The following is a 15,905-nucleotide window of genomic DNA, read 5'->3' as shown; positions in this document are numbered from 1 at the left end:
AGCGCGTTCGCTGTCGGTGGCCCCGGCTACGGTCCGAAACACGTGTTCGGGTCGGGCTACGAACGGAGCCACCATGTTGGTACAGCGGGTGCTCGATGCCGACGACGGCGACACCTCGTGGACCGTGCTCGATGAGCGCTACGCGGTCCTCGAGCCGGTAGATTTCTTCCTCGCTCACCTGACACGGATCGAGCGTTCTCCGACGACCGTGCGTTCGTATGCCTTCGATCTCCGCGACTACTTCACCTTCTTGCACTCGCGACAGATTGACTGGACTGCAGTGGTCTTGGAAGATCTCGGCCGCTTCGTAGCCTGGCTACGACTCACCCCGGACGCACGTCGAGGCACAGTGACGACACTTCCCACAGTCGCCCCGTATTGCTCTGCAGGAACGATCAATCGGAAACTCTCAGCGATCGGATCGTTTTACCGGTTCCATGCTCGGCACGGGGTCAAGTGCGACGATCTACTCTCGGCGATGAAGCCTGGCGGTGCCGCATCGACCGAGTGGCGGCCGTTCCTCGCGCACCTGGGCGGCTCCCGAAAGTCCCGCACCATCAAATTACCTGCCCAACGCAGACTCCCGCGGACCCTAACCCCTGAGCACGTGGGAGCAGTGATCGCTGCCTGTGATCATCTTCGAGATCAGTTGCTATTCACCATTCTCTCTGGCACGGGGATGCGAGTCGGCGAAGTTCTGGGGTTACGGCATGAGGACATCGATCCCGCGGGCAGTCTGATTCGGGTTCGTGCGCGCCGCAACAGCAACTACGCCCGGGTGAAGTCCGGCCAGCGCGAGATCCCGGTATCGGCGGCGCTGATTCGTCTCTACACCGACTACCTCGTCTACGAGTACCAGGACCTCGATTGCGACTACGTGTTCGTCAACCTGTGGAGCGGACCGCATGGTCAGGCGTGGAAGTACTGGAACGTCACCGATCTAATTGGCAGAATTCGTTCACAGACCGGAATTACCTTCACCGCGCACATGTTTCGGCACACCTACGCCACCGAACTCCTGCAGCGCCGCGTGCCAGCCGAAGTCGTGCAAAAGCTCTTGGGCCACGCGTCGGTGACCACCACCATCGGCACCTACGCTCACCTGCAGATCAGCGACGTCCGCACCGCTCTCGAGGTCGCGGGATGGCTTGAACCAACTACTCCACGACCCCCTGCGGACAGCTGAGGTGCGCGCGCTGGTCGGCCAACCAAACGATCTCAGTACCCTCGTGGCCGGCGAACTGGATCCTAACCATGCAATTACGCTGACGCTTTCGGACCCGGTCGGTGGCAGCCGCAACCTCGGCGACACCACCGAAGATCGTCCACTTCCCCTGGCAGCACTACCGATTCCGTTGCGATGGGAGATCGCCTACGGCATCAGCACGGCCCGCACCCACCCGAACCCACCGCACCTGAGCTATTCGATTCTGCGTTCGCTCATCAACGGCCTGCAAGCATCGGCCATCACCTCGCTCCTCGATCACGACGAGAGCGACTGGCCACGCCGCGGCCGCAGACTGCCGAACCCCGGCGACCCGGATCACAAGCCAGCCAAACTCAACATCGGGTTCCTCACGTTCACCATCGATCAACTCGACGTTCTAGCTGGCTGCGCCAGCTTCGAGCACGAATATCGACACGACCGGTGGCGGCTGCGCCGACTCGGGGTGGACGGTATTGCTGCCGGCTGGATTCTCGACTTCACCAACATCGACCAACCCTGGCTTCGCGACGCCGCGAAAAGGTTCGTCCGATGGCGCCACGACACCGGGCTCAGCGCCAGCTGCCTCAGCCGGGACGTCATCTCCCTGAGCCGCCTGTCCCGGGCGCTGACCGCCACGCACGGACCCGCCGCAGCACCGCAACAACTCACCCGCCCCGTCATCGACAGACTCCTGACGCTGCTGCGCGAGGACGGCCTGACCCCCAACGGCCGACGGATAGCGCTGAGTTCGGTCGCACGGTTCTTCACTATTGCCAGACAACATGATTGGATACCCGGAGTCCCGACCAACACAGGGATCTACAGCGACGACATCCCTGCCACCACGGCACTGCTCCCCCGAGGACTGTCGGAGTACGTGATGGCCCAACTCGAAGCCCCGCGCAACCTCGACAAACTCACCGACCCACGCTGGCGCCTTCTGTTCCCGCTCCTGATGCAAACAGGGCTGCGGTCCAACGACGCACTGCATCTGGGCCAAGACTGTCTAGTCCGCGACGGCGATGGTGCGCCCTACCTTCGCTACCTCAACCGAAAAATGAAACGCGAAGCGCTGGTGCCGATCTCCGAAGAGATGGCCGGCCAGATCGGCACCCAGATCGCCCACGTCCGCGAGACCTACTCCCCAGCCGCAGCACTGTTCCCCCGGATCCAGAACAACGCCGACGGCACCGCGATCCCCGGCCCCAACGTCTTCAACACCGCACTCAAGACCTGGGTTCTGGCCTGCGATATCCGTGATGAACACCAGATACCAATCCATCTCACCGCCCACCAGTTCCGTCATACCCTCGGCACCCGTTTGATCAACAACGACGTGCCCCAAGAAGTAGTCCGCAAAATCCTCGACCACACCTCCACCGAAATGACCGCCCACTACGCACGGCTGCATGACAGCACCGTCCGCAGACACTGGGAACAAGCCCGCAAAGTCAACATTCACGGCGACCCCGTCACCGTTGCCGAAGACAGCCCCCTTGCTGATGCGGCGTGGACCAAACAACACCTCTCCCGGGCCACCATGGCCCTGCCCAACGGATACTGCGGCCTCCCGCTGCAACAGAGCTGCCCGCACGCCAACGCTTGTCTGAGCTGCCCCGTCTTCATCACCACACCCGAGTTCCTGCCCCAGCACCGCGACCACCTTCAACTCACACTCCACATCGTCGAACGCGCCGAACAGAACGGCCAGACTCGGCTCGCCGAAATGAACACCCGCACCGCCGACAACCTCACCGCGATCATCGCCAGCCTCGAACGCGACGAGAGCAAACATGCTGCAGGACAACCCGAATGAAGGCTGACAACACCGAACACCTGCGCCTGGCCACCCGCCGGCGCAGCGACGATGCCCGGCGGCGCGCGCTCGACGCGCTCACAGAACTTCATACCGCAGCCGCACCTATCACCGTCACGCTCCTCGCGCGCCACGCCCACGTCGCCAGATCCTGGATCTACACCCAGCCCGACCTCCTCGACGCGATCCAAAACAGCGGCCGAATCTCCTCCTCTCCTGCGACGCCAGCGAGCGACGCGTCGTGGCAAAGCCGAATCGAACTCGCCCACGCCCGCATCTCCGAGCTCACCGAAGAGAACAAAAAGCTGCGCCACCAGCTCGCCGTCGCCCACGGACAACGGCGCGCAAATGCCATCGCCTCCACGTCGACAACACCGTCTTCAACGCAGAAGCCCAGGTCAGCCCCGACAACGACGCAATGAACCCAAGGGAACCTATGTTCGACATGCGGGGGATGGCCCCCACCGTGCGAGTCTTCACTCCGCCGCGGCCCGTCATAGTCGACATGTTGTAGACGGGGTTTGTTCTATCCAGTGTCCAGCTGCCGATCTGATCGTGATCTACCATCGGGTGATACCTCCCAGGGGTAAAGAGCTAGCGAGACAAAGAACGGACGGGGGTGCATATGCCAGTGTTGCCGCGCCTTGACGGCGGGTCCATCGCCGGGTTTTCTGCGCGCCCCCGCCAGGGCGGGTGGCTGACCGCGGCGGTGATGACGTGCGCCGCGTTCGGGGTGCTGCTGGGTGTGTTGCTGATGCATTCGGTACCGATGGTGCATCCCCCCAGCGGACATAGTGCCGCTGGTCCCACGGCGGTCTCCGCTTTACACCCCGACGTCGGTCACCACGCCGAGACCAACGAGCTGGCCGCCGCGGTGATGGCCGGGTCGGGTGTTGTGCTCGAGATGGGGTGCAGTGACGGCTGTTCGCCGCATGTTGGGATGGCGATGTGCATGGCCGTCATCACGATCGCGACCGCGTTGATTGTGGTGCGCCGTCTTCTGGATCTACGAGAAAATGAGAGTTGCTCGGCCGCGTGGGCGCTGGTGATGGGCGGGTATGCCTCGCGTGCGCCGCCGTGGGCGGCGCCATCTTTGGAGAAATTGTCGGTGTTGCGGATCTGACAGACGAGGTGCCAACGGCACGTTCGTTTGACACTCGCACGTGCCTACCTCGGCGCGTCGCGACTCTAGATTCCGCTCTGCCACTTTTGTTTTCAAGGAGACGATGATGTTTTCGACCCGTACCACCCGACTCAAAGTTGTTGCATCCGCCGCCGGCGTCGCCGCGGCCGTGGTGCTAGCCGGCTGCAGCGACGACGGCGGCCACGATATGGATTCGATGGGCGGCGACTCGATGTCGTCGACGGCATCGGCCAGTGCCGCACCGTCGCCGTCGGCCGAGGCCGCCGCACAGTTCAACGATGCCGATGTGATGTTCGCGCAGATGATGTATCCCCATCACGCTCAGGCTGTGGAGATGGCCGATCTGGTGCAAGGGCGCACCACCAACCCGCAGATCATCGAGCTGGCCGCGGCAATCAAGTCCGCCCAGGGCCCGGAGATGACGCAGCTGCAGCAGTGGCTGGCGCAGTGGGGCAAACCCGCCCCGACCACCGGCGCCGACATGGGCGGTATGGACCACGGCGGCAGCGGCGGTATGAGCGGGATGATGTCTGAGCAGGACATGACCGATCTGGCCGCCAAGAACGGCGCTGAGTTCGATCAGGCGTGGCTGACGATGATGATCGAACACCACACCGGTGCCATCGAGATGGCCAACACCGAGATCGCGGACGGCTCGAATGAGCAGGCCAAGCAGTTGGCCCGCACCATCGTGCAAACCCAGCAGACTGAGATCGACACCATGAAGGCGCTGCAAACGCAGTAGGCCTGGCGCAGCGCCCCGGTCTGGCACCGCCGGTGCCAGATCGGGGTCTGGCGTTCCACGTGTCCCCTTTCTTGGCTTCAGCAGCACCGTCCTGGTCGCTACCAACCCGGGCGCAGCCGTTGCCTGGCTTCCCTTTCTCATCACTTTTCGGAGTTTTCATGCGAACCCCTCCCCGGTGGGGGCTGGCGGTGGTGGCGCTCTGTGTGGCAGCACTGACCGCCTGCACCTCGTCCCCGTCCACACCATCCTCGAGCACGTCGGCAGCCGCCTCGGCCGACCGGCCGGGCGATGATGCCCCGCAACTGACCATCACGCCCGGCGACGGCGACGCCACCGTCACCCCCACTGATCGGGTGGAGGTGCAAACCTCTGCGGGCACATTGGAATCGGTGGTGCTGACCAACGAGACCGGCACCCAGATCGACGGTTTCTACACCCCGGATCGGGTGGACTGGAAGCCAGCTGTGCCACTGGGGTACGGCCGCACCTACACCCTGACCGCGGCTGCTGTGCACGAGGACCAGCGCACCGAACGCACCATCTCGTTCTCCACGGTCACCCCAGGCACGCAGACCAAACCGACCTTTGTCAGCACCGGCGGGAACCTGCTCACCGACGGCGCCACCTACGGAGTCGGGATCGTGGTGGTGGCCCAGTTCGACGAGCCCATCGGCGACCGCGCCGCCGCCGAACGGTCGCTGGTGGTGCGCACCGACCCCCGGTGACCGGGTCCTGGAACTGGGTCGACGAGCGAAGCGTGCACTGGCGTCCCCGCGAGTACTACACCCCCGGCACCACGGTGTCGGTGAGCGCCAACATCTACGGAGTTCAGTTGGGAGAGAACTTATTCGGTCAAGAGGACGTGAGCACCTCGTTCACCATCGGTGATGCCCATGTCTCGATCGCTGACGACACCACCAAACAGGTGTCGGTGTTCAACAACGGTGAGTTGGTACGCACTATGCCCACCTCGATGGGCCGCGGGGGCACCGAGACCGTCAACGGCCGCACCATCCACTTCTGGACCCAATCGGGCACCTATACCGTGCTCGACAAGGCCAACCCGGTCATCATGGACTCCTCCACCTACGGGCTACCGGTGAACTCGCGCTTGGGGTATCGCCAATCGATCAACTACGCCACCCGCATCAGCAACGACGGCATCTACTTGCACGAATTGACCGACACCATCGCCCAGCAAGGCAACACCAACATGTCCGCCGGGTGCTTGAACCTCAACCCCGACAACGCCCGCTGGTTCTACGACTTCTCGGTCCCCGGAGACATCGTGGAAGTCCGCAACACCGGCGGCCCGCCCCTGGAGCTCTGGCAAAACGGGGACTGGAGCGTGCCCTGGGAACAGTGGCTCGTCGGCAGCGCACTGCAATGAGGGGTCCTCGCACGGTGGCCGCCGCGTGCGGCATCAGTGTGGTGATGCTGGTGCTGCCCGGGTGCACCTCGGCTGATCCTGCTCCCGAGCGGGCCCAGCCCAGCGCTGAGGTCACCGCGCGCATCGCCCTCTCACCCGGGGTGTCACACCTGCATGGGTTGCAGGTGTCCGCCGACCGAACGTTGTTGGCCGGAACCCACCACGGGCTGGTCGCGATCGATCCCTCCGGGGCGACCACCGCGGTGGGCACTTCCGACGATGACCTGATGGGCCTGACCGGAATACCCGGCAGCGATGTGGTCTTCGCCTCGGGCCATCCCGGTAGGTCCAGCACCGCCCCCAACCCGCTGGGACTGCTGGCCAGTACTGACGGGGGCCGCAGCTGGCAAGACCGCTCCCTGTCTGGAGAGGTTGACTTTCACGTGCTGGCCGCCGCGGACGGACTGCTGATCGGCTCCGATGGCGGGCCCCTACGGGTCTCCCATGATGGCGGCGAAACATGGACTGCTGGAGCACAACTGGTTCCACGCACCCTGGCGATCACCGACGACGGTATCTGGGCGGCCACCGACGAAGGCGCGGTGTGGCACAGCATCGATGACGGGCGCTCGTTCGCCGAGGTCGCCGCACCCACCATCGGGCTACTCGCCGGGAGCGGCAGCACACTGTGGGCAGTCGATGCCGAGGGGTACTCCTGGCAACGCTTCGAGGGCCGGGCCTGGCTGCAACATTCCTGGATCGGGGCTCCCGACGCGATCACCGTCGCACCCGACGGCACTGCCTACGCCGCCACCAACGCCGACCTGTGGACCCTCACACCTCGCCCTTGAATACCCTAGGGGGTATGGTAGACCGTAGGTAGGCCTTGATGAGGTCTCCGTGCGTCACCACCTGCACGGCACTGCAGTTACAAGAGCAAGGGGTTGTCATGAGTACGTCCACTGTCACCGTTACCGGAATGACCTGCGGCCATTGCGCGTCCTCGGTCCGAGAGGAGGTCGGCGCCTTGGCTGGGGTGTCCGATGTCGAGGTCGATCTGGGCACCGGTGCGGTCACCATCACCAGCACCGACACGATCGAGCCGGCTGCGGTCAAGGCGGCCGTGGCCGAGGCGGGGTACCAGGTCGCCGAGTGACCACAGCGGTACCCGGCGCCGGTGAGAAGTTTCTGCGGCGCCGGGTATCTGCCCCCGCTCATCCGTTTCGTGAACAAGGAGAATGATGATGAACACCGCGACCCGGTTAGCTCTCTACGGCGCAGCTCTGGTGGCAGTCTTTGGGGCCGCATTCGTCGTGGCCGCTGCTGTAGTACCTGATCGGGTCGCCCGCGACTGGACCACCTCCGCTGAGCACACCGCCCACGCCCCCACCACTACTGCTCCCGCAGGAGCCGCCGCACCGGTACGCGGCGTGTCGATCGCTGCCGGTGGCTATGCCTTGACCGCTCTGGCCGCACCCAACCGTGTCGGCGAAAGCGGTGAGCTGGCGTTCACCATCATCGGCCCCGACGCTCGCCCGGTCACCGGATTTGCGACCTCCCACGACAAACAGCTCCATGCCATTGTCGTCGCCACCGATGGCTCCAACTACCGCCACGTGCATCCCACGATGGGCGCCGATGGGCGGTGGTCGCTGCCGTGGCAGTGGCCCGCGGCCGGCAGCTACCGCGTTTTCGCTGATTTCGTTCCTGCCGCCTCCGACACGGACATCACCTTGACCAGCACAGTGACCGTGGCCGGCGAGGTTGCTCCGCCGGCGGCACGGCCGGTGAGCTCCACCGATGAGGTGGCCGGCTACCAGGTCACCCTCACCGGGGACCTTACTTCCGCCAGCACCTCGACGGTGACGGCCCGCATCACCCGCGACGGTCAGCCAGTGACCACCCTGGAGCCTTACCTCGGCGCCTACGGACACCTGGTGGCCCTGCGCGAGGGGGATCTGGCCTACCTGCACGTGCATCCCGAAGGCGCAGCACCTGCTGGCCCAGAACAGCTCTCGGGTCCGCAGGTGCAGTTCGCGACCGCCGCACCCACCCCTGGCCGGTATTTGCTGTATTTCGATTTCAAAGTCGACGGGCAGGTGCACACCGCCGAGTTCGTCCTGAACGCCGCCGGTCCGGCGGCCTCCACCCCCTCGGCACCTACGGCCAGTCCGCCCCCGGCGCCGGCACCCACCGACGCCCACGGCGGCCACTGACCCACGCGCACAACCCCGTTCAGAAGGAACACCATGGCTACTGCACCTGCACCTGCACCTCAGACTCCTGCTGCACTCGAACTCGAGATCGGCGGCATGACCTGCGCGTCGTGCGCCAACCGGATCGAACGCAAGCTCAACAAACTGCCCGGGGTGACCGCGACGGTGAACTACGCCACCGAAAAGGCGAAAGTCACCACCACCTCCGGCGATCTCGATCCCACGACACTCATCGCCACCGTCGAACAGGCCGGCTACACCGCTGCCCTGCCCACCGCGCGCACCAGCGATGGCGCCGAAGGCGGCGATCAGCGCACCCGCCCCGACAGCGAGCTGGCCGCCTTGCGCCAGCGGCTCTGGGTCTCGGTCGTGTTGACGGTGCCGGTCATTGCCCTGGCGATGGTTCCAGCGTGGCAGTTCACCTACTGGCAGTGGGCCTCGCTCACCCTGGCTGCACCGGTCATCGTGTGGGGCGCCTGGCCCTTCCACAAAGCCGCGTGGACGAACCTGCGGCACGGAACCGCCACCATGGACACCTTGGTGTCGGTCGGCACCCTCGCAGCCTTGGCCTGGTCGATCTACGCGCTGTTCTGGGGCACGGCGGGCCAACCCGGAATGACCCACGGTTTCGAGTTGACCGTCTCCCCCTCCGACGGCGCGGGCAACATCTACCTGGAAGTCGCCGCCGGAGTCACCATGTTCATCCTGGCCGGCCGCTACTTCGAAAAACGCTCCAAACGCCAAGCCGGAGCCGCACTCCGCGCCCTACTCGAACTCGGAGCCAAAGACGTCGCTGTCCTACGCGGCGGCACCGAAACCCGCATCCCCATCACCGAACTACACGTGGACGATGAGTTCGTGGTGCGGCCCGGAGAGAAGATCGCCACCGACGGCGTCATCACCACCGGACGCTCCGCCGTCGATGCGAGCATGCTGACCGGCGAATCCCTCCCGGTCGAAGTCAGCGAAGGCGACCCAGTCACCGGCGCCACCGTCAACGCCGGCGGCCGCCTCATCGTGCGGGCCACCCGCGTGGGAACCGACACCCAACTGGCGCGAATGGCTCAGCTCGTCGAAGACGCCCAATCAGGCAAAGCGCAAGTCCAGCGACTCGCAGACCGCATCTCCGGAATCTTCGTCCCCATCGTCATCGCCATCGCCGTCGCGGTCCTCGGCGGCTGGATCGGGGCCGGATTCCCCCTCAGCGCCGCATTCACCGCAGCGGTGGCCGTGCTGATCATCGCCTGCCCCTGCGCATTGGGCTTAGCCACCCCCACCGCACTGCTGGTGGGCACCGGCCGCGGAGCCCAGCTGGGGATTTTGATCAAAGGCCCCGAGGTACTCGAATCGACTCGCGCCGTGGACACCATCGTCCTGGACAAGACCGGCACCGTGACCACTGGAACGATGACCCTGCACGAGATCATCACCACCGACGAGGTGTCCTCCGACGATGTGTTACGCCTGGCCGGCGCGCTCGAGCACGCCTCCGAACACCCCATTGCCCGGGCCATCGCGGCCGCCGCGGCCGAGCAGACCGGGCCGCTACCGTCGGTGGAGTCGTTCACCAGCGTGGACGGCAAAGGTGTACACGGCGTCATCGAGGACCACGCGGTGCTGGTGGGCCGTGAAAGTATGCTCGCCGACTGGTCTCTGCCCCTCGAGGGCACGCTGGCCGCGGCCAAGACTGAGGCGGAGCAGATCGGGAAAACCGCTGTCGTGGTGGCCTGGGATGGCCGCGTCCGAGGCGTGCTCGTGGTCGCTGACACCATCAAACCGACCAGCGCCGCCGCGATCGCCCAGTTCACTGCTCTGGGCCTGACCCCGATTCTGCTCACCGGGGACAATCAAGGCGCCGCCGACCACGTCGCCGCCCAGGTCGGTATCACCGACGTCATCGCCGAGGTCCTGCCCCAGGACAAACTCGCCGTCATTGCCGACCTGCAAAAGCAGGGCAAAACAGTGGCCATGGTCGGCGACGGTGTCAACGATGCCGCCGCCCTCGCTCAGGCCGATCTGGGGCTGGCCATGGGTACCGGGACCGACGTGGCCATCGAAGCCGCCGACATCACCCTGGTGCGCGGTGATCTGCGCTCGGCGGCCGACGCGATCCGGTTGGCGCGCAAAACATTGGGGACCATCAAGATGAATCTGTTCTGGGCGTTCGCCTACAACATCGCTGCTATCCCCCTGGCCGCGCTCGGGCTGCTCAACCCCATGCTCGCCGGGGCTGCCATGGCGTTGTCCAGTGTGTTCGTGGTCAGCAATAGCCTGCGCTTGCGCGGATTCACCTCCCGCGCCACCTCGGCGGCGCCGGCCACACCCGCATCGGCACCCACCCACCGGCCGCTGCAGCATGCCTAGCCACTTCCCCACCCACCCGATCGTCACACCTCGACTAATACCCCAGGGGGTATACGATGGACGCCATGAACGCTCCACAGCACAACCACTCGGCGCACTCACCCGCGACACCCACCGAGCACGCCCATGCTGGTGCGGTGCAGGAGCACACCTCGCATGAGCACGCCGGCCATGACGACAGCCACAGCGACCACGGTGCACACGGCGGGCATCAGGGTCACGCCGGACATGGTGACCACGTCGGACAGTTCCGGCGCCTGTTTTGGATCATGCTGGTGCTGGCCATTCCGGTGGTCGGATTCTCAAACATGTTCGCCATGCTCGTCGGATACGAGTTACCCGACAGCGAAGCAGTGACATGGATTTCGCCGATTCTGGGCACCGTGATGTTCGCCTGGGGCGGCCGGCCGTTCCTGACCGGCGCGGTCAGTGAGGTGCGATCACGGGCGCCGGGCATGATGCTGCTTATCGCGCTGGCGATCACGGTGGCGTTCGTGGCGTCGTGGGGTGCGAGCCTGGAACTGCTGGACCATCAGCTCGATTTCTGGTGGGAACTGGCCCTGTTGATCGTGATCATGTTGTTGGGGCACTGGATTGAGATGCGGTCGCTGGCTCAGACGACGTCCGCGCTGGACTCGTTGGCGGCGCTGCTACCCGACGAAGCTGAACGCGTCGACGGCGACACCACGGTCACCGTGCCGCCCTCGCAACTGCAGGTCGGTGACGTCGTCATCGTGCGCCCCGGCGCCAGCGTGCCGGCGGACGGAAAGATTGTCGACGGCACCGCCGAGATAGACGAATCGATGGTGACCGGGGAATCGAAGACGGTGCGCCGCAGCGCCGGTGACGCCGTGGTCGCCGGGACCGTCGCTACCGACTCGGGGCTGCGGGTGCAGGTCACCGCCACCGGCGACGACACCGCCCTGGCCGGTATCGGACGACTGGTCGCCGACGCCCAGAACTCGACGTCGCGAGCCCAACGGCTCGCCGATACCGCCGCAGGCTGGTTGTTCTGGTTCGCACTCGGCGCTGCGGTACTGACCGCCATCGCCTGGACCGTGCTCGGCTATCCCGACGACGCGGTCGTACGCACCATCACCGTCCTGGTCATCGCCTGCCCGCACGCACTGGGCTTGGCCATCCCACTGGTGGTGGCCATCGCCACCGAACGCGCCGCCCGCGGCGGGGTATTGATCAAAGATCGGCTCGCGCTGGAAAGCATGCGCACCGTGGACACCGTGCTGTTCGACAAGACCGGCACCCTGACCAAAGGCGAACCCACCGTCACCGCAGTCCACACAATCGCCGGCCATTCCGAGGACGATGTATTGGCCTGGGCCGCAGCCGCGGAAACCGACAGCGAACATCCCCTGGGCAAAGCCATCGTGCACGCCGCACAGACTCAGCACCTCACCCGCGTTGCCGCTAGCGACTTCACCTCATCGCCCGCCGTCGGTGTCTCGGCCACCGTCGACGGCCGCCATGTTCAGGTCGGCGGGCCCCGACTGCTCGAGCAGTACCAGCACAGCGAGCTCGACGTCGCCGAGCGCTGGCGGGCCGACGGCGCCATCATCTTGCACGTCCTCGCCGACGGGCAGGTCATCGGCGCCCTCAAACTGGCCGACGAGGTGCGCAGCGAATCACGCCAGGCCGTCGACGCGCTGCACAAACTCGGTATCCAGGTCGTCATGATCACCGGCGACGCACACGCAGTGGCCCAATCTGTCGCCACTGAACTCGGCATCGACCGCGTGTTCGCCGGCGTCCGCCCCGAACACAAAGCCTCCAAAGTCAAAGAACTTCAATCCGAGGGCCGCACGACGGCCATGGTCGGCGACGGTGTCAACGACGCCCCCGCACTCGCCCAAGCGGACGTCGGCATCGCCATCGGCGCCGGCACCGACGTCGCGATCGCCTCGGCCGGTGTCATCCTCGCCAGCGACGACCCCCGATCGGTGCTGTCGGTGATCGAGCTGTCGCGAGCGAGCTACCGGAAAATGAAGCAGAACCTGTGGTGGGCCGCCGGTTACAACCTGATCTCCGTACCCTTGGCTGCCGGTGTGCTCGCTGGGATCGGGTTCGTTCTGCCCATGTCGGTTGGTGCGATCTTGATGTCGGCGTCCACGGTGGTTGTGGCGCTCAATGCCCAGCTGTTGCGGCGACTGGACCTGCGCCCTGACGTCAGCGCCACTGCTGCACTGGGCAAGTAGCCACTTACACTGCAGACGCCCCACAACGAAGGACTTTTATGGCTGCCAGCACACCCACCCACGACGGGGAGCACGCTGCTCCGCACGGTTACATCGACGACAAAAAGAAGTACCTCGCTCGGCTCAAGCGGATTGAGGGCCAGGCCCGCGGGCTGCACCGGATGGTTGATGAAGAGCAGTACTGCATCGACATCCTCACCCAGATCTCCGCGTTGACCAAAGCGCTTGAGGGTGTGGCGATCGGCCTACTCGATGATCACCTCAAGCACTGCGTCGTTGACGCCGCCAAAACCGGCGGGCCAGAAGCCGAAGCAAAGCTCAAAGAGGCTTCCGACGCCATCGCCCGCCTGGTCCGGTCCTAGCCCGCAGCTTCCCGCAAGGCGCTCGTACTACCCGGCGAGAGTCCCGTCACGGCCGCGGTGGTATCGCTACGATCTTCGCTGACGCTTCGAGTTGGTTTCGCAGCGCATAGTTTTCGAGGGTGAGGCGTTGGATGCTGGCTACTGCGAGCTCAATATCGGACGACAGTGCTGCGTTATCACGCCGTAGGCGTGCATTGTCGGCGCGAAGTGCGGTGCGGTCGTCCGTCCGAGGGGCCGGGGGTGTGCTGGCGGTTGCGGACTTGAGTTCGGCGGCGATGCCGGGGAACTGTCGCCAGAAGGTGCCGTTGCTCAGGTTCAGTCGACGTGCCAGCCCGATGACGGTGGCACGGGTTCCCGCATCTCGAGCGTCGTCGATGTACTCGTGCATTGCTTGACGAACGTCATCGTCGGTCGGCATGTCTACGCGACGGCTCATAGTTGATCCGTGGGGTCGTACCGTTCGGTGAACTGTACGATCTGCTCTCGGCGCTGGGTGAGCCTCGTGCGAAGTAGCGGCGGAAGTGCCGGTCGCTGTGTTAGTTCCGTATCGATGGTGGTGGTCTCAGCACGTAGGGCGGCAATGTTGCCGCTGGTGAGTGCGACGTTGCGGCAATGTAGCGGCTGACATTCGCCGAGCGTGGGTGCGAGTCGCCCGTCCCTGGTTGTGGTTCGGGTGCACAGGGCTTTGTCGGGATCGAATACGCATGTCGCATACCGGCCCGGGTAGATGGCCGGGTCGTGGCGGCGCAGCAGTCGGCATTGGCGGCGGCGGTCAGTGATGATGTGCCCTTGATAGCCGATGTTGACGCCGTACTCGGTGAGACGGCGGCGGGCTTCGTCTGATGCGGGTCCGCTTAACCCGTCGTGGTGGTGGGCGTCGGTCATGGCCATCAGGTGTTCGCCGCGGGCCAGGGCCTGTTCTGCTTCGACTTCTGCGCGAAACCCGCTGTCGGACGTGCCCGCGTAGCCCTCGAACATGTGAATGGCTTGGTGCCGGTACTGGATCGCCCCGGCGACGGATCCGCCTGGCTGGCGGGCGATGAACCACGCCAGGGTGCGCCGAAATTGTCGCGTGGTCAGCCGCCACCGTGTTCCGTGTACGTCCGGGAGGGCATCGTCGCGCCCATGGACTCGGCAGTAGTCGTTGATCCATTCGATCAAGTCGTTGAGGTGGGTGTTGGTGGTAGTGGTGAGGGTGACGTGGTCGGCGACCTGGCCTCGACGCACCGCAGGGCTTTGGATGGTGGGCGCGAACAGTCGTGGTTCGTCGTCGGGCTGTAGTTGCTCGAGGATGGCAACCGCGCGGGCGACGGGGGCACCGACCACCCAGGTTGCCTGTACTCCGGTGGGGTCGTGTTCGCCTTTGAACGCAAGGCTGGTGATGAGCCACCGGTAGGGCCTGTCGTGTCGATCTCGCTTGACGGTGACGCACCTACGACGTAGGTGTTTGATTTCGCTGTCCCGCATGCCGGATAGAAATGCGATGACCACGTAGCAGGCGGCTCGCAGAGCGGTCTGCAGATGGGTGCCGCCGGCGGCGCGGTCGGTGCGGTCAGTGGTGATTTCGTCGATCCATGGTGCGCCGTCGAGGCGCCCGGTGATGGTGATGTTCAGAGCGATGGTGTCGCAGACCCCGACTTCGCGGGCTGTGTGGTCGATGAGTTCGCGGTAGGAGGGGCGGAGCAGAGTCGAGGCGTCGCACCCGAGGAGGTTCGCCAAATGCCTGCGGTTGGGTCGGCCGTTGCGGCCGGGGAGTGGTCTGCCGGTAGCGCGGTGTTGCACGAGGAGCTGTTCGAGTGCGGGCTGGACCCAGCGCCGCGTGTCGGGTTCTATTCTTCCTTCCCCTAGGCGGAGTCGGCACCACTCACGATCGGCAGCCAGAATGTCGGGCGCGAAGTCGTCGATGAATCTCAGGCTCCACGCCACCAGTGGCCCCAGGACCGCTTCCGGGATCCTGGCGGTCATGTTTTCGGTGTTACTGCGAGCACCGGTCTCGCCCCATCCCTTGATACGCCGGGGATCGAAGGTCAGCTGATCGGAAACCAGTACCGTCCGATAGCGCCAGAAGTAGCGAATCGCGACGCGGTGGTTGTCGCGGACAGCGCGGTTAAGTTGTGTTGCCATCAAATGCTGTTGGTAGGTGAGCAAGTCGTCGGACGTGACCATTGACAGTGGCAACGGTTCTTTGCCGTGTACGGCTTGGGTGTTGAGCCAGATGAGGAAGCTGCGGATGGAGGCGAACAGGGACACGATGGTGCCGACCTTCGGGAGTCCGAGTTCCCGGGTGGGCACCGGGCCGCTAAGCAGGGTGAGTGCCAGTTCTTTTGCGATGAGGCGGTAGGGCGTCGGCAGTGTTGTGAAGTCGAGGATGATCCTGACGTGGTGCTGCTGGAATGATCCTGGTGCGAGGTCCCAGACGTCGTCGATAAAGCGCGCCGCCTGCTGGCGGTCCGTTTCTGTCCGCACCGGCCG

General features: G+C 65.1%; 13 protein-coding genes and 1 pseudogene. 12 read left to right on the top strand and 2 right to left on the bottom strand.

Features of this window, described 5'->3' with window-relative positions; all coding sequences use genetic code 11:
• The first annotated feature begins 73 nt into the window (after positions 1-73).
• From MVA47_RS01205 to MVA47_RS01150, 12 genes and pseudogenes are all read left to right on the top strand, one after another.
• The gene (locus tag MVA47_RS01205; protein WP_247206378.1) at positions 74-1,186 is read left to right on the top strand and encodes a tyrosine-type recombinase/integrase; all 1,113 of its coding nucleotides are present in this window, start codon (positions 74-76) and stop codon (positions 1,184-1,186) included.
• A gap of 43 nt (positions 1,187-1,229) precedes the next feature.
• The gene (locus MVA47_RS26905; protein ID WP_247206377.1) at positions 1,230-3,023 is read left to right on the top strand and encodes a tyrosine-type recombinase/integrase; all 1,794 of its coding nucleotides are present in this window, start codon (positions 1,230-1,232) and stop codon (positions 3,021-3,023) included.
• Positions 3,020-3,445, top strand: a complete 426-nt coding sequence (locus MVA47_RS01195) for a DUF6262 family protein (RefSeq protein WP_247206376.1) — start codon at positions 3,020-3,022, stop codon at positions 3,443-3,445. The genes MVA47_RS26905 and MVA47_RS01195 overlap by 4 nt, the downstream gene beginning before the upstream one ends.
• A gap of 203 nt (positions 3,446-3,648) precedes the next feature.
• Positions 3,649-4,146, top strand: a complete 498-nt coding sequence (locus tag MVA47_RS01190) for a DUF6153 family protein (protein WP_143695997.1) — start codon at positions 3,649-3,651, stop codon at positions 4,144-4,146.
• Positions 4,147-4,252: 106 nt separating this feature from the next.
• Positions 4,253-4,912, top strand: coding sequence for a DUF305 domain-containing protein (locus MVA47_RS01185; protein ID WP_030174464.1), 660 nt, complete (start codon positions 4,253-4,255; stop codon positions 4,910-4,912).
• Positions 4,913-5,070: 158 nt separating this feature from the next.
• Positions 5,071-6,302: pseudogene (locus tag MVA47_RS01180) on the top strand (Ig-like domain-containing protein).
• Positions 6,299-7,132 carry a hypothetical protein gene (locus MVA47_RS01175; protein WP_033336195.1) on the top strand — a complete coding sequence of 278 codons (834 nt, stop codon included), beginning with the start codon at positions 6,299-6,301 and terminating at the stop codon, positions 7,130-7,132. Before MVA47_RS01180 ends, MVA47_RS01175 begins: the two are co-directional and overlap by 4 nt.
• Positions 7,133-7,230: 98 nt before the next feature.
• Positions 7,231-7,437 carry a heavy-metal-associated domain-containing protein gene (locus MVA47_RS01170; protein ID WP_030174455.1) on the top strand — a complete coding sequence of 69 codons (207 nt, stop codon included), beginning with the start codon at positions 7,231-7,233 and terminating at the stop codon, positions 7,435-7,437.
• An 88-nt stretch (positions 7,438-7,525) separates the two neighbouring features.
• On the top strand, positions 7,526-8,497 hold the full coding sequence (locus MVA47_RS01165) for a hypothetical protein (protein WP_030174451.1): 972 nt from the start codon (positions 7,526-7,528) through the stop codon (positions 8,495-8,497).
• A gap of 33 nt (positions 8,498-8,530) precedes the next feature.
• A complete protein-coding gene (locus MVA47_RS01160; RefSeq protein ID WP_030174448.1) occupies positions 8,531-10,861 on the top strand; it encodes a cation-translocating P-type ATPase in 2,331 nt (776 codons plus the stop codon).
• Between the two features lie 56 nt (positions 10,862-10,917).
• Entirely contained in the window at positions 10,918-13,071 is a 2,154-nt protein-coding gene (locus tag MVA47_RS01155; RefSeq protein WP_030174444.1) for a heavy metal translocating P-type ATPase, read from the top strand.
• Between the two features lie 38 nt (positions 13,072-13,109).
• A complete protein-coding gene (locus MVA47_RS01150; RefSeq protein WP_030174443.1) occupies positions 13,110-13,433 on the top strand; it encodes a metal-sensitive transcriptional regulator in 324 nt (107 codons plus the stop codon).
• 46 nt (positions 13,434-13,479) lie between these two features.
• Here MVA47_RS01150 and MVA47_RS01145 read toward each other — a convergent pair whose 3' ends face one another.
• Both MVA47_RS01145 and MVA47_RS01140 read right to left on the bottom strand, forming a co-directional pair.
• Entirely contained in the window at positions 13,480-13,869 is a 390-nt protein-coding gene (locus tag MVA47_RS01145; RefSeq protein ID WP_143695996.1) for a hypothetical protein, read from the bottom strand.
• Positions 13,866-15,899, bottom strand: a complete 2,034-nt coding sequence (locus tag MVA47_RS01140) for a hypothetical protein (RefSeq protein WP_247206375.1) — start codon at positions 15,897-15,899, stop codon at positions 13,866-13,868. Before MVA47_RS01140 ends, MVA47_RS01145 begins: the two co-directional genes overlap by 4 nt.
• Between the last annotated feature and the right edge of the window lie 6 nt (positions 15,900-15,905).

The sequence above is a fragment of the Williamsia sp. DF01-3 genome (genome assembly GCF_023051145.1).
Lineage (GTDB): Bacteria > Actinomycetota > Actinomycetes > Mycobacteriales > Mycobacteriaceae > Williamsia.
This window is presented reverse-complemented; position numbering and strand designations above follow the sequence as displayed.

Coding starts and splice junctions, on each gene's coding strand:
- MVA47_RS01155 (WP_030174444.1), top strand. CDS start 10,918: ATGGACGCCATGAACGCTCCACAGCACAACCACTCGGCGCACTCACCC.
- MVA47_RS01165 (WP_030174451.1), top strand. CDS start 7,526: ATGAACACCGCGACCCGGTTAGCTCTCTACGGCGCAGCTCTGGTGGCA.
- MVA47_RS01170 (WP_030174455.1), top strand. CDS start 7,231: ATGAGTACGTCCACTGTCACCGTTACCGGAATGACCTGCGGCCATTGC.
- MVA47_RS01160 (WP_030174448.1), top strand. CDS start 8,531: ATGGCTACTGCACCTGCACCTGCACCTCAGACTCCTGCTGCACTCGAA.
- MVA47_RS01175 (WP_033336195.1), top strand. CDS start 6,299: ATGAGGGGTCCTCGCACGGTGGCCGCCGCGTGCGGCATCAGTGTGGTG.
- MVA47_RS01205 (WP_247206378.1), top strand. CDS start 74: ATGTTGGTACAGCGGGTGCTCGATGCCGACGACGGCGACACCTCGTGG.
- MVA47_RS01145 (WP_143695996.1), bottom strand. CDS start 13,869: ATGAGCCGTCGCGTAGACATGCCGACCGACGATGACGTTCGTCAAGCA.
- MVA47_RS01195 (WP_247206376.1), top strand. CDS start 3,020: ATGAAGGCTGACAACACCGAACACCTGCGCCTGGCCACCCGCCGGCGC.
- MVA47_RS01185 (WP_030174464.1), top strand. CDS start 4,253: ATGTTTTCGACCCGTACCACCCGACTCAAAGTTGTTGCATCCGCCGCC.
- MVA47_RS01190 (WP_143695997.1), top strand. CDS start 3,649: ATGCCAGTGTTGCCGCGCCTTGACGGCGGGTCCATCGCCGGGTTTTCT.
- MVA47_RS01150 (WP_030174443.1), top strand. CDS start 13,110: ATGGCTGCCAGCACACCCACCCACGACGGGGAGCACGCTGCTCCGCAC.